The sequence below is a fragment of the Amycolatopsis sp. NPDC043887 genome (assembly GCF_056435665.1).
Window position 1 is genome coordinate 196,650 of record NZ_JBWKEB010000013.1, and the last position, 19,864, is coordinate 216,513.

Sequence of the window (19,864 nt, forward strand, 5' to 3'; positions counted from 1 at the left end):
ATCGTGCACGACCGGGGGCCTCGGCCACAGCGACGCAGGTCACTTCTGCGCCGACGCGCGGCCGACGAAGCATTCCGGGTCGAACTCCCCGCCGAACCACGGCGAGAGCCCGGCTTTGGCCCGGTCGGCGAACTCCTCGGGCCCGGCCGTGCCCAGCCCGGCGGGCAGCACGCCCAGCAGCGGGGCGCCGGCGGCGACCGGCAGGTCCCGCAGGTTCGACACCGCCGCCAGATCCGGCTCGTCCGGCCACGAACCGATGATCACCCCGGCCACGGTGAGCCCGCGTTTGGTGGCGACCTCGGCGGTCAGCGCGGTCGCGTTGAGCGTGCCCAGCCCGGCCTCGGCGACGATGATGACCAGCGCGCCCAGCGACCACGCGACGTCGGCCAGCGTGGCCCCGTCGGCGTCGAAACGGACCAGCAGGCCGCCCGCGCCCTCGATGAGCGTGAGGTCGTGCTCGCCGTTGAGGTCGCTCGCCGCGGCGGCGATCTCGCTCGGGCCCAGCGTCGGCAGTCCCGAGAGCCTGGCCGCCGCCTCCGGCGACAGCGGATCCGGATATCTCCGCAGCTCACGGGTGGTGACCGGACCGGCGAGCCGCAGCACGTCGGCGAGGTCGCCCGGTTCGTCCGGGCCCACTCCGGTCTGCGCCGGTTTCAGCACGGCGACACGCTGGCCCTGACCGGCGGCCAGAGCGGCGATGGCGGCGGTGGAGATCGTCTTGCCGACACCCGTACCGGTGCCGGTCATGACCAGCATGCTCACGTGCGTTGAATCTAGTGGGTCGGAGTGAAGGAACGCTGAACGGGACCGTCAGCTCCCCTGTTCGGGCACCGCCGCGACGGCACCGACCGGCGTGAACGCCGGGCTCTCGTCGTCGGACAGGTAGACCTGCGCCGCCCCGACGTCGAAGTACATCCCGGTCAGATGCAGTTCGCCGCGTGCCTCCGCCTCGGCGATCAGCGGGTAGTGGCGCAGGTGCTCCAGCTGCTGCAGCACGTTCTGCAGGGCCAGCCGGTTGACCTCGGATTCCGGGCGTTCGCCGTCGAGGGTCACCGCCACCTTGCGGTTCGCGCTCGGCTCGGCGTGCCGCAGCCACGAAGCCAGCATCGGCGCGCCGTCCGGGGCGCCGGTGGCCAGCGCCTGCATCGCGCCGCAGCCGGAATGCCCGCAGACCACGATCTCGCGCACCTTCAGCACCCCGACCGCGAACTCGACGGTGGCGCCCATCGACGGGTCGGCCCGGCGGGCGGGCACCAGGTTCCCGATGTTGCGGACGGTGAACAGATCGCCGGGACCGCTCGTGGTGATCATGTTCGGCACGATCCGCGCGTCACCGCAGGTGATGAACAGCGTGTGCGGCGACTGGCCACCCGCCAGTTTGCTGAGCGCGGGCTGCATGAGCGCGGCGGTGCGCCGCTGGAACTCGGTCGCCCCGCGCAGGGTGGGCCCGCCACGCTGGCCGGGCACCTCGATGTCCTTGGCCTGCCAGTCCGACCATGGCGCGAGGAACCGCGGTACCGAACGCATCGCGGCCGTCCTGGTCAGCGTGGGATCACCGGATTTGCCGTTGGCGAACCACGGATGCCCGATCTCGTCGACGGTCACCTGCCCGCCGGAGCGTTCGTGCGCCTGCTGCCAGTTCGACAGGCTTTCGAAGGCGGCGTGGTCGAGGTAGTCGACGACCAGCTCCAGGGTCACCTTCGCGCCGTCGGGCACGGTCGCGAGCACCCGGCTGAGCCTCGGCACCGAAAGGAACGTCAGGACGCCCTCGACGACGACGCGCCAATCGTCGCCGTCGCGTTCGGCGTGGATCCCGGACCACACCGTGCGGCGCAGCATCAGCAGTACCGAAAGCGCGATCCCGAGCAGGACGCCGGTGAGCAGGTCGAAGACGACGACCCCGGCGAGCGTCACGAGGTACAGCCCCAGGTCGCCGTGTTTGAGGACCTGCCTCATGTGTCCGGGGTTCACCAGTTTCGCGCCGACGTGGACGAGCAGGCCGGCCAGCGCGGCGAGCGGGATGTTCTGGATCAGCCCGGCGAACGCGGCGACGAACACCAGGATCCAGACGCCGTGCAGTATCGCGGACACGCGGGTGCGGGCGCCGGCGGCGACGTTCGTGGAGCTGCGGACGATCACGCCGGTGACCGGGAGGCCGCCCAGCGCGCCGGAAGTCATGTTCGCGGCGCCCTGCCCGATGAGCTCGCGGTCGAGGTTCGACCGCGGCCCGGTGTGCATCTTGTCGACGGCGACCGCCGACAGCAGGCTTTCCACGCTGGCGATCAGCGCGATGGTGATGACCGCGACGGCGAAGGCGCCCCAGCCCGCGTCCGGGAATTCCGGCGCGAAGCGGATGTTGAGCAGATCACCCGGCAGGTCGACGCGGGGCAGGGTCATCCCGGCGGCGACGGACAGCACGGTCACCAGCGCGATCGCGGCGAGCGGGCCGGGCACCTTGCGGACGGACTCGGGAAGCCGCGGCCACAGCAGCAGGACGCCGATGGTGAGCACGCCGATCAACGCGGCGGTGTCGTGGTGGCCGACGATCTGCGCGGGCAGTTCGGCGATGTTCTTGAGCGCCGAACTCTGGGCCGTTCCGCCCAGTACGACATGGAGCTGGCCGAGGACGATCGTGACGCCGATACCGGCGAGCATGCCGTGGACGATGGCGGGCGAGATCGCGAGCGCCGCGCGGGCGATGCGGCTCAGCCCGAGCAGGATCTGAAGCGCGCCCGCGGTGACGGTGATCGCGCAGGTGGTCGCCCAGCCGAAGGTCGCGATGGTTTCGGCCATGATCACCGTCAACCCGGCGGCCGGACCACTGACCTGAAGCGGTGAGCCGCCGAGGGCTCCGGCGACCACACCTCCCACCACGGCGGCGATCAACCCCGCGACGATCGGCGCCCCTGAGGCGAGAGCGATCCCGAGTGAAAGCGGGACGGCGACGAGGAACACCACCAACGAGGCGGGCAGGTCGTACCGGAGCACGGCGAGGGGCTTTTTGATGATCACCATCATGATCACCAGGAAACTGGTGAATTGTCCGATATGCACCACCCTATCGAGTGAATATCACCCCACAGGAGAGTGGTGTGGCCCACTTTCGGCCCGTTTCGTTGCCCGGAGATGTCTCGCTCGTTGCGAAAAGCCTTACGGACTCCCGAATCCTGGGATGTATCGGTCGGCCGCCCGGCCAATGACCAAGCGCCGGACCGTGGTGGGTCGGGTTGGTCGTGAGTGGCGATTCGGGTTCTAACCCGAATCGCCACTCACGACCCCGGTGACCCACTCGGCACCTGCGCCCGTGCCCGCCTGAAGTACCTGAAGGTCGAGTTCCCTCGGCTGAGTCGAGGGAAGGGGTCCTTCACACGCGGGCCGCTGTGCCCGCCGCGGTCACTGGTGTACCTGGGACGAGAGCAGCGACCCTGAAGGTCCGTGAAGGCCTCCTTCACTACCCTCAGGGTAGGCAAGGAGGCCTTCACGGACACATGATCAGCCCCAGCCAAATCCAGTAGGCACCCAAGACGCTCTCGGCCCTGACCCGAATCGCCACTCACGACCCCAGCAAGCTCAGGACTTGACCGGCGTCGCCGCCGAAGTGAACGACCGCAGCGCCTCGTCGAGCAGGTACACGTTCGCCTTCCCGACGTCGAAGTACATCCCCGTCAGCCGGAGTTCGCCACGCGCCAGCGCGGCTTCCACCACCGGGTACGAGCGCAGGTTTTCCAGTTGCTGCACCACGTTGTGCAACGCGAGCAGGTCCGCCTCGTAGCCGGGATGGACACCGTCGAGCAGCACCGGCCCTTCGCTTTCCCTTCGCCGCACCGTCGCCTCGCCGTGGCGCAGCCAGCCACCGAGGCGCGTGAGACCGGCGGGCGCGTCACCGAGCAGCGCCTTCATCGCCCCGCAGCCGGAATGCCCGCACACCACCACTTCCCGCACCCGCAACAGCCCGACGGCGTACTCGATCGCCGCCCCCACCGAGAAATCCGCTTCGGCGCCGGCGTGCGGGACGAGATTTCCGATGTTCCGCACGGTGAACAGGTCTCCCGGCCCGCTGGTGGTGATCAGGTTCGGCACGATCCGCGCGTCGCCACAGGTGACGAACAACGTGTGCGGCCGTTGCCCGTTCGCCAGTCCGTCCCACGTGCTCCGCAGCAGCGGCGCCGTCCGCCGCTGGAACTCCGAAGCGCCACGGCACAACGGAACGCTGCCGCCGCGCTGGCTCGGCAGTTCGAGATGTTCGGCCTGCCATTGCGACCACGGCGCGAGCCATCGCGGCACCACGCGAGAGGCGACGCCGCGGCGCACGGTCGGGACGCCCGCCTTCCCGCGCCCGAACCACGGATGCCCGATCTCGTCGACGATCACGGTTCCCCCTGCGCGTTCGTACGCGCGCTGCCAGCCGCGCAGGCAATCGAAAGCGGCGTGGTCGAGGTAGTCGACGAACAGTTCGAGCGTGACTTCCGAATCTTCGGGGACTTCGGCCAGGACGGTCGTAAGCCTTGGCACGGAAAGGAAAGTGAGCGCCCCTTCGATGACGACGCGGATCCGCGGGCCGTCCCGTTCGACGTGGATCCCGGAGAACAGCATCCGGCGCAGCATCAGCGCGAGCGCCACCACGATCCCCGCGGCGACACCGGTGAGCAGGTTGACCGCGACCGCGCCGAGCAGAGTCGCGAGGTAGACCGGCACGTCACCGTGGCGGCGGACTTCACGGAGGTTGGCGAGGTTGACCAGTTTGGCGCCGACGTAGACGAGGAGACCGGCGAGCGCGGCGAGCGGGATCAGCCGCAGCGCGCCCGCCAGGAACAGGCAGCAGCCGAGGATCCAGACGCTGTGCAGGATCGCCGACATCCGGGTGCGGGCGCCCGCTTCGAAGTTGGTCATGGTGCGCACGACGACGCCGGTGACCGGGAATCCGCCGAGCGACCCGGAAGCGGCGTTCGCCAGGCCTTGTCCGATCAGTTCGCGGTTGAGGTCGGTGCGCGGCCCGTCGCGGAGTTTGTCGATGGCGACGGCGGAAAGCAGGCTCTCCAGGCTGGCGATGAGCGCGATGGAGAGGACGGCGGCGATGATCGCGGCCCAGGACCCGGACGGCGCCTCGGGGACGAAACCCAGCCCTGGCAAGCCGTTCGGGAGGTCGACGCGCGGCAGGTCCATCCCGGCCGCGACGGAAAGGCCGGTCGCCAGCGCGACGGCGGCGAGCGGGCCGGGGACGCGGCGCACCGAACGCGGCATCCGCGTCCAGGCCAGCAGAACACCGACGGTGACGACACCGATCAGCGCGGCCTGGTCGTGGTGCCCGACGATCCGGCCCGGCAGCGCGAGGACGTTCTCGATCGCGGAACTCCGCGGCGTGCCACCGAGCACGACGTGCAGCTGGCCGAGGACCAGGATCAGGCCGATCCCGGCGAGCAGGCCGTGCACGATGGCAGGTGAGATCACCAAGCTCGCCCGCGCGACGCGGCAGACGCCGAAGAGGATCTGGACCAGGCCCGCCCCGGCGGTGATCGCGCAGGTGGCGGCCCAGCCGAAGGTGGCGATGGTCTCCGCGATGACGATGGTCAACGCGGCGGAGGGACCGCTGACTTGCAGAACGGAGGCGCCGAAGAGGCTCGCGACGATTCCGCCGACGACGGCGGAGATGAGGCCGGCGAGCAAGGGTGCGCCGGCGGCGTGTGCGACGCCGAGGGAAAGCGGGACTGCCACGAGGAAGACGACGACCGAAGCCGGGAGGTCGTGGCGGAGGTTCTTCAGGAGGGTCGATGCGGGATTGCGGCGGCCCGGAGGTCCGGTGTCGTGCTCGTCACCAACGATGTCGATCATGGGGGCAGGAAACCCGATCGGCGCGCAAAAGTCCGCTACGCAAAGGTTTCTCAGGTTTGCTTGTGCGCTGGGGAACTAGGACATATCACGCTTTCACGACAAAGCACCCGAGTTGGACCTCGATCGGACTCGCCCGTTCGCTTGACCAAGATCAACTCGCGACCACGCTCTGTACCCAGCGTGGCCTCTCCGGTTTGCTGTGGCCGCAGTCACACTCTTTGGGTTGAATTTCGCCGTTTTACGCTTTTTGTGCGGCGGAGACCATTGCGGAGGTGATCGCGGCGAGGTCGTCCGCCTCGGAGATGTAAGGCGGCATCGTGTAGATCAGGTTCCGGAACGGGCGCAGCCAGACCCCGTTCGCGGTGAGGATCTCGGTCGCCACCGCCATGTCCACGGGATGGTCCAGCTCCACCACGCCGATGGCGCCGAGCACTCGCACGTCGGCGACCGCGGGCAGCTCGCGAGCCGGTTCGAGCCCGGCCTTCAGCGCCGCCTCGATCCGCGGGACGTCGGACTTCCAGCCGCCTTCGGCCAGGATCCCCAGCGAGGCGTTGGCGACGGCCGAGGACAACGGGTTCGCCATGAACGTCGGGCCGTGCGCCAGCACCGGCAGCTCACCGCGCGAGATCCCGTCGGCGATCTCCGGCGTGCACAACGCCGCCGCCATCGTGAGGTAACCACCGGTCAGCGCCTTGCCGAGGCACAGGACGTCCGGCGTGACGCCGGCGTGCTCGGCGGCGAACATCGTGCCGGTGCGGCCGAAACCGGTGGCGATCTCGTCGAAGACGAGCAGGACGTCGTTGGCCTCGGTGATCTCGCGCAGCGCGCGCAGGTACGCGGGCGGGTGGAACCGCATCCCGCCGGCGCCCTGCACGACCGGCTCGACGATGACCGCGGCCAGCTCGCCCGCGTGCCGCCCGATCTCGGTCGCGAGCAGTTCGAGGTACGCCGGATCCGGCTCGTCGGCGAAACCGCCGGGCGGTTTGGGCAGGAACAGCTGGTCCGGCAGGATCCCGCGCCACAGCGAGTGCATCCCGCCCTCGGGATCGCAGACGCTCATCGGCGTGAACGTGTCGCCGTGGTAACCGCCGCGCCAGGTCATCAGGCGCCGCTTTTCCTTGCGCCCCAACGACTGCCAGTACTGCAGGCACATCTTGACGGCGACCTCGACCGACACCGACCCCGAGTCGCACAGGAAGACGTGCCGCAAGCCCTCCGGTGCGAGGTCGACCAGCGTCTTCGCCAGCCTGATCGCCGGTTCGTGGGTGAGCCCGCCGAACATCACGTGGCTCATCCGGCCCGCCTGCTCGGCCAGCGCCGCGTCCAGCACCGGGTTCCGGTAGCCGTGGATCGCCGCCCACCAGGACGACATGCCGTCGACCAGTTCACGGCCGTCGTCGAGGGTGAGCCGGACCCCGCTCGCCTCCCGCACGAGCAGGGAATCGATCGTGCTCGGCATCGGTCCGTACGGGTGCCAGACGTGTTCCGCGTCGAGCGCGAGGAGTTCGGCGGCGTCCATCCGGCGACCCTACGACACCCTCTCCTCAGCGCAGGTGCACAGGGAGGGTTTCCAGCCCGTGGACGAGGGTGCTTTCCCGCCACCGCAAGGTTTCCGGCTCGGCGTCCAGGCTCAGCGCCGGGAACCGGTCCAGCAGCCCGCGCAACGCGATCTCGGCCTCCAACCGGGCCAGCGGGGCACCGACGCAGTAATGGATACCGTGTCCGAACGCGAGATGCCCCGTCGCCGACCGCGTGACGTCCAGCCGGTGCGGGTCTTCGAACCGCCCGGCGTCACGGTTCGCGCCGAGCAGGGAGACGAGCACGAATTCACCCGCCGGGATCTCGACGTCACCGACCGGGACGGGTTCACGGGTGAACCGGATGGTCGCCAGGTGGATCGCGCCGTCGTAGCGCAGGAACTCCTCGACCGCGCCGGGCAGCAGGGCGGGATCGGCACGGAGCGCGGCCAGCTGGTCCGGCTCGCGCAGCAGCGCGAAAACGCTGTTCGCGATCAGGTTGACCGTCGTCTCGAACCCCGCCACCAGCAGCAGGAACGCCATGGCCAGCAATTCCTCCGCAGAGAGCGAATCGCCTTCGTCGCTGGCGTGGATCAGGCCCGAAAGCAGGTCATCGGCGGGTTCGGCGCGCTTTTCCTCGATGAGGTCCACGAGATACGCGTGCATCTTCGCCGCCGCGGCTTGGAGTTCCTCCGGCGTCGACCAGGCGACCATCGTGTTCGACCACGTCGCGAACGCCGGCTGGTCGCCCGCGTGGACGCCGAGCAACTCGCAGATCACCCGGATCGGCAGCGGAACCGCGAAAGCGGGAAGCAGGTCGGCACGCTCCGCGTCGCCGATGCCGTCCAGCAGTTCCGCGGTGATCTGCTCGATCCTGGGCCGCAGCCGGGAAACGGTATGCGAAGTGAAGGCCTGGTTGACCAGTTTGCGCAGCCGGGTGTGGTCCGGCGGGTCCGAGTTGAGCATGTGCCCGCCGAGCGCGCGTACGGCGTTGTCGGCCGCGGATTCGAAGCCGTCCCGGTCGAAGAGCCGCCGGATGGCCGCCGGATCCTTGCCCACGCGGGAATCCGAAAGGAGCGCGCGGGCCTCGGCGTATCCGGTGACGATCCAGACGTCCAGACCGCGCGGCATCCGCACCTTGCGGGCCGGGCCTTCCGCTCGCAACAGCTCGGAGACCCGGTGTGGTTCCTGGACGAGATCCTCGGCCAGGTTGCGTACGCTTTCGGCTGCCCCCATCGGTACGCCTCCCCCGGCGCGCGGGTCAGCGTTCGGCCAGCGCGGCCACCACTCGCTCGGTCACTTCCGTCCAGTATGCCCGCTGTTCCTCGCGCTCGTCGGCGCCCGCGAGCCATTCCTGGTGGAACCGGAGCGTGGTCTTCTGCTCGGTGCCGCTCACCGTGATCTGCAGGGTCGAGTCGTGGTCCCAGTCCTTCGGTCGCCAGGTCAGCCGGAGCTTGTCGCCCTCGGACCGGCCGCGGATCTCGCCGGTCGTCCCGTTCGCCGTCTCGTACGCCGCGCCCAGCTCGGTGCCGAGCTCGGCGCCCGGGCCGAGCCAGATCCCCACGCCCTCGCGTCCGACCAGGAAGTCCCAGACCTGGGTGCTGGTGAACGGCACCGTCTGGGAAACGCCTACCTGCCAACCACTTCCGGCTGTTTTGGCCGTTGCTTTTACCACCGGGCCATCATCCCATCGGGTGTACCGTGCGACAGTCACCGGTCCGGGTGGAGGATCTCTGTCTGTGCGCTACCGTCCGATTTCCCCCGCTCTGCTGGTCTCCGAATTGACCCAGCGCATCACGGCGATCACGGGCCGCCGCCGGATCGCGGTCGCGATCGACGGCGCGGCCGGTGCGACCAACACCACAGAACTCGCCGACGCCCTGGTCGATCCCCTGCGGATCGCCGGTCACGCGGCGTTGCGGATCTCGGCGAACGACTTCCTCAGGCCGGCCTCGCTGCGCTTCGAACGCGGCAAGGAGGACCCGGATTCTCGCTACAGCGACTGGCTCGACCTCGGCGCCCTGCGCCGCGAGGTGCTGGACCCGCTCGCCGAAGACGGCAGCGGCCTGGTTCTCCCGTCGCTGTGGGACCCGGTCCGTGATCGCGCCACGCGTGCCGAACGCGTCACACTGCCCGAGGGCGGCGTCGTCCTGCTGGACGGTGAGTTTCTCTTCGGCGCCGGGCTCCCTTTCGACCTGAGCGTGCACCTGTGGCTCTCGCCCGCGGCACTCAAGCGGCGGGTGCCCGAGGAATGGGCGCTCCCCGCCTACGAACGCTACGAACGGGAAGTCGGCCCGTCAGCGTTGTCCGACGTGGTGATCCGCGTCGACGATCCGAAGCATCCGGCGCGCTACGAACCTTGACTCCTCAGCGCACCGCCGCGACGGGGTCGCCGTCGAGCAGCCCGGAAAGCCTGCCCGCCATGGTGTCCCAGCGCCAGTTCTCGCCGACCCATTCGCGGCCCGCGGCCCCCATCCGCCGCGCCCGCACCGGATCCGCCAGCAACGCGGCCAGCGTCTCCCGCAGCTGCTGCCCGTCACGTCCGTCGACCACGTGCCCGGTGACCTCGTCGAGCACCGTTTCCGGCGCGCCACCGGAATTCCCGGCGACGACCGGCAGCCCGGTCGCCGAGGCCTCCAGGTACACGATGCCCAGGCCTTCGACGTCGAGCCCCTTCCCGCGCGTCCGCGCCGGCATCGCGAAGACGTCACCCGCGTTGTAGTGCGCGGGCAGCTCCTTCCACGGCACCGAGCCGGTGATGACGACGCTGTCTTCGACGCCCAGCGCCTCGACGAGCCCGGTGAGCGTCTTGCGGTACGGGCCGCCGCCGACGAGCAGCAGCGCCACGTCCGGGATCCGTTTGCGGAGTTCGGGCAGGATCTTGATCAGCATGTCCTGGCCCTTGCGCGGGACCAGCCGCGAAACGCATACGATCGTCGGACGGTCGCCGAGCCCGTGCCGCTCGCGGATCTCCTTGCCCGCGGCCGGATCCGGGCGGTAGAGCGCGGTGTCGACACCGCACGGGAGCATCTCCAGCCCCGCCATCGGGCCGAAGGCGGCCGAGAACCGGGAGCGCGTGTACTTGCTGACGTAGGTGATCACGTCGACGGTGTCGCCGATCCGCCGCAACGCCTGCCGGGAGCCCGGCAGCATCGACCAGCCGACCTCGTGGCCGTGCGTCGACGCCAGCACCCGGCGGGCGCCCGCCGACCGCAGCGGATGCCCCAGCAACGCCAGCGGCGCCGCGGCGCCGAACCAGACGGCCTCGCAGTCGCGGGCACGCATGATCTCCTTGGCCCGTTTGAGGACGTCCGGGGTCGGCAGCATCAGCGACGTCGGATGGCGCACCACCTCGAAGGGGGCGGCGGCGTCGAACTCGCCGTGCGAGCCGGTGCTCGATTCCCAGGACGGCGCGTAGACGACCAGGTCGTCCGCGGGCAGGCGGGTGGCCAGCGAGTTCAGGTAGTTCTGGATACCGCCTGGCCGGGGCGGGAAGTCGTTGGTCACCAGCAGGGTCCTCAGCACCCCTGCAGGCTACTTGGCCCCTGGCACGCGAAAGGGGCGGCACCGCCTGCGCGGTACCGCCCCGTTTTCGGTCGTTCGTCAGGCCGTCGGGCGACGGGCGCCGACGTAGTTGTTCTGCAGCGGCGACACCTTGACGACGTCACCGGTGGTCGGCGCGTGCACCATCATGCCGTTGCCGACGTACATGCCGACGTGCGAGACCGGCGAGTTGTAGAACACCAGGTCGCCCGGCTGGAGCTGCGAACGCTGCACCGCGGCGCCGAAGGTCGACTGCTGGCGGCTGGACCGCGGAAGGGTGAGCCCAGCCTGCTTGTACGCCCAGAGCATCAGACCGGAGCAGTCGAAGGACGACGGGCCGGTGTCGCCCCAGCCGTACGGGCTGCCGAGCTTGCTCTTCGCGGCCGAGAGGGCGGTCGCCGCGGCGGGACCCGGAGCGGGCACGTTGGGGAACGCGCCGCCCTTGTCCTTCTGGGCGTTGCGGTCCGAAGCGCTGAGGTTGTTGCTGGCCCGCTGGATCTCCGCGAGCTGGTCGTTCAGCGTCTTCTGCCGCGCCTCGATGTCCGTGGTCAGCTTGGCGGCCGTGTCACGGGCGGCGGTGGCCGCGTTCTGCGCGTCCGCCGCCTGCTTGGCCGCGGCCGCGGCCTGGGCGACGGCACCGCTCAGGTTGTTCAGGGCGGTGTTCTTGTTCGCGGCGAGGACCTCGAGCGCCGAGGAGCGCTCCAGGAAGTCCTGGGTCGAGGCGCCCGACAGCAGCGACGACAGCTTGTTCAGCTGCACACCGCTGGTGAAGGACGCACCGGCGAACCGGTTCACCTCGGCCTGGAACGTCTTCTCGTCACCGGCCGCCTTGACACCGAGTTCCTTGGCGGCGGCGGCGTCGGCGGTCGCCTTGTCGAGCTCGCTCTGCTTCGCGGCGAGGTCGTCCTTCGCCTTGAGGAGGTCTTCGTTCGCCTTCTCCGCCTGTGCCGCGAGGTCGCGGTACTTGGCGAGCGCGTCCGAGCCGGACGGGGGTTGTTGGAGGGCGGGGCCTGGGGCGGCAGTGGCGGGGGCCTGGACGACGGTCACCGCGGTGATCACCGCGGCCGCGGCCAAAGCTCCTGACACCACGCGCTTCACTGGATGCGACTGCACGGTCGCGCGTGTCTCCTTTGCTGTCGGCCACCGACTCGGAACCCGGGACGAAGAGGTCGGGGGCCCTCTTCCGCGGAGCCGCGACGCCGGCCGTGAGGCCCGCGCGGTTCCCCGCGTTCCCGCCTTGCGCCTGGCCGAGAGCTATCGCAACAGGTTTGACGCACGGCTGGTTCTGCTGCAACTCCCCGACAAAGCTGCCTCGGTGGCGATCCCGTGTCGTCGTCTGGCGACGACTTCCGGCCACGAGATCTCGGACAGGTTACGAAACCGCGGGCACGACGTCCACCATGGCGGGCGCAAAAACTCTCCGTGATGCGCCGAAACACCTTCGGACCAGCATGAGCGGAAAGATGTGACGGGCGTTACATCCTGGGACCTGTCGCGACTACCTACCGTTCACCCGATCGGATCGACCACTCGTCGAATGTCCCGGTAGTGGCGTGTCTCAGGCCGACTTCCGGTGCTCCTGCTCCACGATCGCGACCATCCGGAGGCGCGGGATCATCCCCGCCTCCGCGAGCGCGTCGACCGCTTTCCGTTCGTCGGCGTCCCATTCGAGCGCCGGCGGCGCGCCGAGGAGGACGCTGACGACACAGTCATGACATGCGTCACCGCGGACCGCGCACCGGTCGCAATCGATGACGAGCGTCTCTATGTCCGCTATGTCGGCGATGGCCTTGTCATGCATCTCGGACTCCTCACTTTCAGTGGTGAGGTGCACATTAAGAGCGACCACCGACAGTTTCGGGCCTCGTGAGCGGTAAAGACGGTTCTAACCGTCTTTACCGCTCACGAGGCCCGAGTTGTCCACAACCTCTCCCACCATCCACAACTTTCGCCCGTACCTCCTTTTCGGCCTCCCTCCCCAGCCACCGTGGACGTGTGCCCCTACACAAACGCTGGTCGGAAGAAGCCATCCCGGCCGAACAACGACCGAGCTGGCCGGTCCTCCTGCAGGAACAGCACGGCATCGTGACCAGGGCCCAGCTTCTGGCCTATGGACACAGCAAGGCCGACATCGTCGCGAACTTGCAGGCAGGGCGCTGGCAGCGTGTTCTGCCGCGGGTCTACGCGACTTTCACAGGCCTTCTCCTGAGGTCTGCCAGGATTCATGCCGCGCTCGGCTACGGAGGCGGGCACGCGGTGCTGAGCCATCGCACCGCGGCTGAGGAATGGCGCCTCCTGCCGGTCCAGGAGGGGCCGATCGAGATCACCGTGCCCTATTCCAGTTCCGCGATTTCCCAGCCTTCACTGGTGAAAGTGCACCGGTCGCGAGCGCTCCCGTACTCCGCCGCCGAGGCATGGCCGCCGCGTACCAAACCCACGGACACGATCGTCGATCTGGCGGCCTCCCAGGCCAACGCACGAGACGCGGTGAACGTCGTCGTCGACCTTGTCAGCCGGAGCAAAGTCCCGGTCTCCGCGATGCGGGACTGCGTCTCGATGCGTCCGCCTTTCCGCTTCCGCGCCGAGATCCAGCGAGGTCTCGAACTGGTGGCCGGAGGTCTCATGTCAGCACTCGAAGTGGAGTTCAAGGAGCAGGTCGAGGAAAGACACGGCCTGCCGCCGGGGGACCGGCAGACAGCGGTCGAAGTCGACGGAAAGACGTTGTGGGAGGACGTCACCTACGACTCGCGAGGCGCGGCGCTGACCGTCCGTCTGGACGGGCGAGCCACCCACGCGATGGGCGCCGTCGCGTTCCGGGACCGTCGGCGGGACAACGCGGCCGAACTCGCCGGCCGGGCACGCCTGGTCTACGGCTGGCAGGACGTCCGGAATTCGCCGTGCCAGGTCGCGGCCGAGGTGCGGATGGTCCTCATGCGGGAGGGGTGGCGACCGACGGCCGAACGCGTCACCTGCCCGACCTGCTCGTGAGTGGTAAGGACGGTTCTAACCGTCCTTACCACTCACGAGGGACCTGGGCCAGCCTGAACGTGCCGTTGCCGTTGCCGGCGTTCTGGTGTCCGTGAAGGCCTCCTTCCCTACCTTGAGCGTAGGGAAGGAGGCCTTCACGGACACGCGATCGACCGGCAGCCACCTCCGGTAGGTACGCAAGACACCGTTGGCTCTAACCGTCCTTACCACTCACGAGACGCGCCCCAACGCCCACTCGACGCGCGATCGCTCAAGTGGCGATCACACCTCACACCCGGCTGAGCCGCGACACCAGCACCGCGGAAGGCACCGGGTGCGCGCCCTTGCGCCGCACCGAGTCCGCCACCGCCCGGTCCGTGCTCGCGACCACCATCGGCCGCCCGGGCGGCTCCGCCGCGACCAGGGACCGGATGACGTCGTCCGCGAGGACACCGCGTTCGGAGAACAGCACCCGCACCCCTCGCGGCACCGCCGCGGGCACGGAGAGCACACCGGCGCCGTCGAACACCACGGTGACCTCGGCCGAAGTCCGCGCGGCGAGCGCGGAGAGCTGGTGGATCAGCCGGTCGCGCTGGTCGGACAGCGCCAGCTCCGGATATCCGGTCTTCGTGACGTTGTAGCCGTCGACGATCAGGTGCACGTTGGGCAGCGCGAGATGCCGGTCGAGCCCGGTGACGTCCTGGATCTTGCCGCCCGCCCCGATACCCGACGTCGCGCCGCGGACCATGTCCGCCGGTCGCTGCCCCCGCGCGCTCACCGAAAGTTCCCGGCGCAGCCCGCCGACCGCGCCTTCGATCGTGTCCAGCAGCAGCCCGAGCCTGACCTCGTCGGCCTGACGCGCCTCGCGGGCGGACTGACGGGCGATCTCGGCGTCCGTGACGGCCTTCTCGGCCCGCGCCCGCTCCGCCGCGACACGCTGCCTCTCACGGTCCAGCTGGGCCTTCAGCGCCTTGATCTCCTCCGCGCTCTCAGCGCCTCCGCTCTCCATCCGAGCGTGAGCCTCGGCGACGGCGTCCTTCGCCTGGCGCAGCTGGACACCTTGTTCCCGCAAACGCTTCAGCAGCTTCTCGACCTCGGCGTCGCGTTCTCCCCGCGCACCACGGGCGATTTCCTTGGCCTCGCGCAACTCTTCGCGCAGCTGGGCCAGTTCGGTCTCCAGCCGCTGGTTGCGGGCCAGCGCGGCGTCGCGTTCGGCGCGCAACGCCGTCTCCTCGGCGTTCTTCGCCACCAGCCGGACCCGTCCGGCCGCGCCGGCCTCGCCGAGGAGCACGGCGGCGGCCGCGGCGGCGACGGAATCGGGGGCGTTCGGGTCGAGGGCGTCCTTGCGGTGGTCGCGCAGCCATTCGGTGACGGCGACCCGGAACTGCGAAGACTCCCCCAACGCGGCGAGCAACGCCGTCCCGCCGAGTTTCGCGCGTTTCGCCGGGGCGAACTTCGCGACCGGGCGCAGCTGCCTCGGCACGTCGGCGACCGGCAGCTTGCCGACGGCGGCGGCCGCCAGCTCGGCGATCCGCTCGCGTACGGTCTCCGGCAAGGACGTCCAGCCTTCGGCGGGCACCTCTTCGGACGGCTCCTGCGCGCCCGCGGACGCCACGACACCCGAGGGGCCGCCGATGGCGTCCTCGGGCGATTCGGGCACTGCGGGCTGCGGTTGCATCGCTCCAGCGTAGGCCCCATACCCTCGGGGCGCGCTCGATGGGACACCCCGGGATTGTCGGTGCCCGCCCCTACTGTGCCCGACCATGGACACCGGACGGCGGCCCGGCGCGGCGCAACTCGCCTTCGACGAGCTGGGAACTCCCTTGCGGGACATCACTTTCGTCGTATTCGACCTGGAGACCACGGGGACGAAACCCGGTCCGGACGGGATCACCGAGATCGGGGCGGTCAAGATCCGCGCCGGCGAGGTCGTCGGCGAATTCGCCACCTTCGTCAATCCGGGGATGCCGATCCCGCCGCAGATCGTCGAGCTCACCGGCATCACCGGCGCGATGGTCTACGACGCTCCCCGCATCGAGCGCGTGCTGCCCGCCTTCCTCGAGTTCATCTCCGGTGCCGTGCTCGTCGCGCACAACGCCGCCTTCGACACCGGCTTCATGCGCGCGGCCTGCGAAGGCCACGGCTACCACTGGCCGAAGACGGCCGTCGTCTGCACGGTCCGGCTCGCCCGCCGGGTCATCTCCCGTGACGAGACGCCCAGCTACCGGCTTTCCGCGCTGGCCGCGTTGTTCGGCGCGCGCACGACGCCCAACCACCGCGCGCTCGCGGACGCGCGCGCCACCGTCGACGTCCTGCACGCCCTGCTGGAACGGGTGGGCAACCTCGGCGTCCACACTCTCGAGGAACTGCTGGACTACCTGCCCGAGGTGACCGCCGCCCAGCGCCGCAAACGCTCGCTGGCCGAGCATCTGCCGTCGAGGCCCGGCGTCTACCTGTTCCACGGCCCGAGCGACGAGGTCCTCTACGTCGGGACGTCGTCCGATCTGCGCCGCCGGGTCCGGCAGTACTTCACCGGTTCGGAGAGCCGCGGCCGGATCCGGGAGATGGTCGCGCTGGCCGAACGGGTCGACGCGGTGGAATGCGCGCACGCGCTGGAGGCCGCCGTCCGGGAGCTGCGGCTGATCGCCGCCCACCGCCCGATGTACAACCGCCGTTCCAAGAACCCACGGCACGCGTGGTGGGTCGCGCTGACCGAGGAGGCGTTCCCCCGCCTGTCGGTGGTCCGCATGCCGCGAGACGGGATGCTGGGGCCCTTTCGCACCCAGACCGACGCCCGGACCGCCGCGGACACCCTCGCCGGCGCCTCGGGCCTGCGGACGTGCACCCAGCGCATCTCGGCCACCGCGCCGAACGGAACGCCTTGTGTCCTCGCCGAGCTCGGGCGCTGCGGGGCGCCGTGCGCCGGGAAACAGACGGTCGAGGCGTACCGGCCGAGTGTGCTGGCGGTGTCCGGGCTCATCGCCGGGACGGACGGACGTCCGCTGCGGGCCGCCGCCGATCACCTGGCCCGGCTGTCCGCGGCGGAACACTACGAACAGGCCGCCCAGCATCGCGATCACCTGGCCGGGCTGATCCGCGCGGTCGGCCGCGCGCACCGGCAGTCGGCGCTGGCGGGCATCCCGGAGCTGATCGCCGCCGGGCCGGACGGGAACGGCGGCTGGGAACTGGCGGTGATCCGGCACGGCAGGCTCGCGTCGGCGGGTGTCGCGCGGCGCGGGGTGCCGCCGATGCCGGTCGTCGAGATGCTCGTGGCCTCGGCGGAGACGGTGATCCCGGGACCCGGCCCGCTCTTCGGCGCGATCCCCGAGGAGATCGGCATCCTCCTGCGCTGGCTGACCCGCCCGGGTGTCCGGCTCGTGCGCACGACGCATCCGTGGGCGGAGCCCGCCGCCGCGGGCGGCTGGCAGGAGTGGCTCGACCTGGCGGCGAGCGCGACGGCACTGGAACGGGTGGCGGGCTAGGATTCCGGCACTGGATTCATTGACGTAGGAGGCGCTGTAGTGATCACCGCGATCGTGCTGGTCCAGGTCGAGGCCGATGCCATCCCCGAGGCGGCACAGGCGATCGCGGACATCGAGGGCGTCCGCGAGGTCTACTCCTGCGCGGGCGACGTCGACCTGATCGCTTCGGTCCGCGTCGCGGCCCACGAAGACCTCGCGGATCTGATCCCGGCGAAGATCGGCAAGGTCCCCGGCGTGCTGAACACGGTCACGCATATCGCGTTCCGCTCGTACTCGAAGGCCGACAGCGAGTCCGCGTTCGACATCGGCGTCGAAGGCGCCTGAGAATTCCTGTCCGGACACTCGCCACAAGAGTGATTTCCTGACTCGTCCAAGCGGATCTTGCGCGAATCGGACATCAGCGGTTAGGTGAACCTCGACCGGGATTTCACTGGGGGAATCTCGGAAACTGGGGATAACCGAAAATGTATCGAAGATCGATCCCGTTGGGGATCGCGGCGATGGCCGCTGCCGTTTTCCTGTCCGCAAACCTCGCGATCGTGTCACCGACGGCCGCCGAAGGTGCGACCGGCGCCACCGCGTCGGAGGTCCCGCCCGCCGGCCTTCTCGAAAAGGCCAGGGCCGTCACGGCCATCGGTGAGGAGATCACCGCCGACTGGACCTCACTGGACGACAAGGCGTTCGTGTTCCGCGTGTACGACCGGGCCGACCCGGCGCAGTACCCGCTGACCAGGACCGAGGCGTACCGCGTCTACAAACTAGAAGTCGCCGACGCGTCGGCGTTCATCCGCACCGGGATCCACGAATTCGTCGAACGCGACCACGACGAGAAGATCAGGCGTGACCGCGCGCTCGCGCTGGCCAGGAAGGCCAGGGAGGACGCGGCGCGCTGGGTCGGGATCACCGCGGACGCCGCGATGCTCGACGGTACCGACCAGAACTTCGTCTATCAGGTCTGGAAGCGCGCCGCCGGTCCGAAGGTGAAGAACGGCGCGCTCGAAGCCTGGGGCGGGGACGAAGCCGGCTGGAAGACGTTCATCACCACCGCGGTCTACGACCTGCACACACAGGATCAGCTCGACGCCATCGCCCGCGAACGCGAGCGGGACGAAGAAGCCGCGAAGAAGCTGGAGTCCGACTTCGCGCGGACCAACGCGGTCAACGCCGTCCCGATCACGCTGAACCCGGCGTGGCTCGGCGTCACCGACGACGACTTCATCCGCGAGCTGCTCAAGACCGTCCAGCTCGCCGATCCGGTCCACGCGGAGGTCAGGGCCGCGGCGCTGGCCGCGCTGCAGAGCAGCGACAGGCTCGTGTGGCGGGCGTACATCGACCGCGGCGTCCACGACGCGGTCAAACGGGACAACGCCCGTGAACAGGCCGCGCGCGACGAGGCCGATCGCCAGAAGGTACGGGACATCAGGGCGAAGGCCGAGACCTCCCGGCTGCGGCCGCGGCTGGTCCAAGCCGCCGACGCGGCACTGCGGGGCACCCCCGCCGAAGTCACCGCGTTCCTGCGGGACGGGCAGTTCCTGCCGCTGGCACAGTCGCTCATGGCCACCGGCCAAGGGCGGCGTGGCTTCTACGTGACCGGCAACGTCGTCGGCGACGGGACCATCAGCACCGGGGACAACCCGAACCGGCCGACGGGGACCAGGCCGTTCCCCACGGCGAACTGGCGGGTGGTGACCGGACTGGCCGACGCGGGCTGCTACTCGCTGGAATCCACCCGTCAGGTGGGCACCTACCTCCGGCAGCAGAACCTCGCGGTGAAGGTGCAGGGTCATGACGGCACGGACCAGTTCAAACTCGACGCGACCTGGTGCCCGAAACCCGTCTCGGCTCACGTCGCGCTGGAATCGAAGGCCCAGCCGGGCCGGTTCCTCCGCCATTTCCAGAACAAGCTCTGGGTGGCGGCACGGACCGGGCCCAACGCCTTCGACGGCGGCCCGTCCTTCATGGACGACACCGCGTGGACGGCACGGGAACCGGATCCCGAGGTCACCACGGTCCTCATGCTCCGGTGGTACAACGACGCCGCGGCCGCCTCGGCGGTGGGCGCTCCCGTCGCCCCCGAGGTGTTCGAAGGCTATGACGGCAACGGGTTCCGGTACCGCGACTTCGAAAAGGGCCGGATGTACTACCACGATCGGCTCGGTGCGGCCACGAGGTGGATGGGCTCGCCGTTCGTCGCGAGGTACGTCGCCTTCGGCAGTCTCCAGTTCTCGTTCCCGGAGGCCGACCAGGAGACCCTCCCCGACGGCGCGCAACGCGTGAAGTTCCGGAACGGGGCGAGCCTCTACCGGGGCGACAGGTCGATCGAACCGAAACTCGTCTACGGCGCCATCCAGGACAAGTGGATCGCCGAAGGCGGCGGGACGGGCTATCTCGGCTACCCGACCAGTGACGAGTACGCCATCGACAACGGCAGGCGCAGCGACTTCCAGGGCGGCTGGATCGTCCACTATCCGGCGACCGGGCAAACGCTCGCCTATCGCCGCTGACCATTCCGCACACAACCGAATA

At 69.7% G+C, this 19,864-nt stretch carries 15 protein-coding genes; 5 read left to right on the forward strand and 10 right to left on the reverse strand.

Going from position 1 to position 19,864, the window contains the following annotated elements:
• Positions 1 to 39: 39 nt before the first annotated feature.
• The 6 genes from bioD to AC069H_RS31195 all read right to left on the reverse strand — a co-directional run bounded on the left by bioD (position 40) and on the right by AC069H_RS31195 (position 8,961).
• A complete protein-coding gene (gene bioD, locus AC069H_RS31170) occupies positions 40 to 762 on the reverse strand; it encodes a dethiobiotin synthase (protein ID WP_478234696.1) in 723 nt (240 codons plus the stop codon).
• Positions 763 to 810: 48 nt separating this feature from the next.
• Positions 811 to 3,018, reverse strand: a complete 2,208-nt coding sequence (locus AC069H_RS31175; protein WP_478234739.1) for a SulP family inorganic anion transporter — start codon at positions 3,016 to 3,018, stop codon at positions 811 to 813.
• Positions 3,019 to 3,570: 552 nt separating this feature from the next.
• On the reverse strand, positions 3,571 to 5,829 hold the full coding sequence (locus AC069H_RS31180) for a bifunctional SulP family inorganic anion transporter/carbonic anhydrase (protein ID WP_478234697.1): 2,259 nt from the start codon (positions 5,827 to 5,829) through the stop codon (positions 3,571 to 3,573).
• A gap of 238 nt (positions 5,830 to 6,067) precedes the next feature.
• A complete protein-coding gene (locus AC069H_RS31185) occupies positions 6,068 to 7,348 on the reverse strand; it encodes an adenosylmethionine--8-amino-7-oxononanoate transaminase (protein ID WP_478227235.1) in 1,281 nt (426 codons plus the stop codon).
• Positions 7,349 to 7,373: 25 nt separating this feature from the next.
• On the reverse strand, positions 7,374 to 8,582 hold the full coding sequence (locus tag AC069H_RS31190) for a cytochrome P450 family protein (RefSeq protein WP_478234698.1): 1,209 nt from the start codon (positions 8,580 to 8,582) through the stop codon (positions 7,374 to 7,376).
• Between the two features lie 25 nt (positions 8,583 to 8,607).
• Positions 8,608 to 8,961 (reverse strand): SRPBCC domain-containing protein, encoded by a 354-nt coding sequence (locus AC069H_RS31195; protein ID WP_478227237.1) that lies wholly within the window; start codon positions 8,959 to 8,961, stop codon positions 8,608 to 8,610.
• A gap of 124 nt (positions 8,962 to 9,085) precedes the next feature.
• Between AC069H_RS31195 and AC069H_RS31200 the strand changes: the two genes are divergently transcribed.
• Positions 9,086 to 9,709: a nucleoside/nucleotide kinase family protein gene (locus AC069H_RS31200; RefSeq protein WP_478234699.1), complete on the forward strand. Its 624-nt coding sequence runs from the start codon at positions 9,086 to 9,088 to the stop codon at positions 9,707 to 9,709.
• A 4-nt stretch (positions 9,710 to 9,713) separates the two neighbouring features.
• Here the strand turns inward: AC069H_RS31200 and AC069H_RS31205 are convergent, their stop codons facing one another.
• The 3 genes from AC069H_RS31205 to AC069H_RS31215 all read right to left on the reverse strand — a co-directional run bounded on the left by AC069H_RS31205 (position 9,714) and on the right by AC069H_RS31215 (position 12,690).
• Entirely contained in the window at positions 9,714 to 10,871 is a 1,158-nt protein-coding gene (locus AC069H_RS31205; RefSeq protein WP_478234700.1) for a glycosyltransferase family 4 protein, read from the reverse strand.
• Positions 10,872 to 10,949: 78 nt separating this feature from the next.
• Positions 10,950 to 12,002, reverse strand: a complete 1,053-nt coding sequence (locus tag AC069H_RS31210; protein ID WP_478227240.1) for a C40 family peptidase — start codon at positions 12,000 to 12,002, stop codon at positions 10,950 to 10,952.
• Positions 12,003 to 12,447: 445 nt separating this feature from the next.
• Positions 12,448 to 12,690 carry a hypothetical protein gene (locus AC069H_RS31215; protein WP_478234701.1) on the reverse strand — a complete coding sequence of 81 codons (243 nt, stop codon included), beginning with the start codon at positions 12,688 to 12,690 and terminating at the stop codon, positions 12,448 to 12,450.
• Positions 12,691 to 12,884: 194 nt separating this feature from the next.
• Between AC069H_RS31215 and AC069H_RS31220 the strand changes: the two genes are divergently transcribed.
• Entirely contained in the window at positions 12,885 to 13,877 is a 993-nt protein-coding gene (locus AC069H_RS31220; RefSeq protein ID WP_478234702.1) for a hypothetical protein, read from the forward strand.
• A gap of 268 nt (positions 13,878 to 14,145) precedes the next feature.
• Here the strand turns inward: AC069H_RS31220 and AC069H_RS31225 are convergent, their stop codons facing one another.
• Positions 14,146 to 15,534 carry an NYN domain-containing protein gene (locus tag AC069H_RS31225; protein WP_478234703.1) on the reverse strand — a complete coding sequence of 463 codons (1,389 nt, stop codon included), beginning with the start codon at positions 15,532 to 15,534 and terminating at the stop codon, positions 14,146 to 14,148.
• A gap of 85 nt (positions 15,535 to 15,619) precedes the next feature.
• Here AC069H_RS31225 and AC069H_RS31230 point away from each other — a divergent pair, with 85 nt between their 5' ends.
• The 3 genes from AC069H_RS31230 to AC069H_RS31240 all read left to right on the forward strand — a co-directional run bounded on the left by AC069H_RS31230 (position 15,620) and on the right by AC069H_RS31240 (position 19,842).
• Positions 15,620 to 17,338 (forward strand): DEDD exonuclease domain-containing protein, encoded by a 1,719-nt coding sequence (locus tag AC069H_RS31230; RefSeq protein ID WP_478234704.1) that lies wholly within the window; start codon positions 15,620 to 15,622, stop codon positions 17,336 to 17,338.
• Between the two features lie 39 nt (positions 17,339 to 17,377).
• Entirely contained in the window at positions 17,378 to 17,662 is a 285-nt protein-coding gene (locus tag AC069H_RS31235) for an Lrp/AsnC family transcriptional regulator (protein WP_340687499.1), read from the forward strand.
• A gap of 140 nt (positions 17,663 to 17,802) precedes the next feature.
• Complete coding sequence (locus AC069H_RS31240) at positions 17,803 to 19,842, forward strand: AbfB domain-containing protein (protein WP_478234705.1); 2,040 nt, start codon at positions 17,803 to 17,805, stop codon at positions 19,840 to 19,842.
• The last annotated feature ends 22 nt before the right edge of the window (positions 19,843 to 19,864 follow it).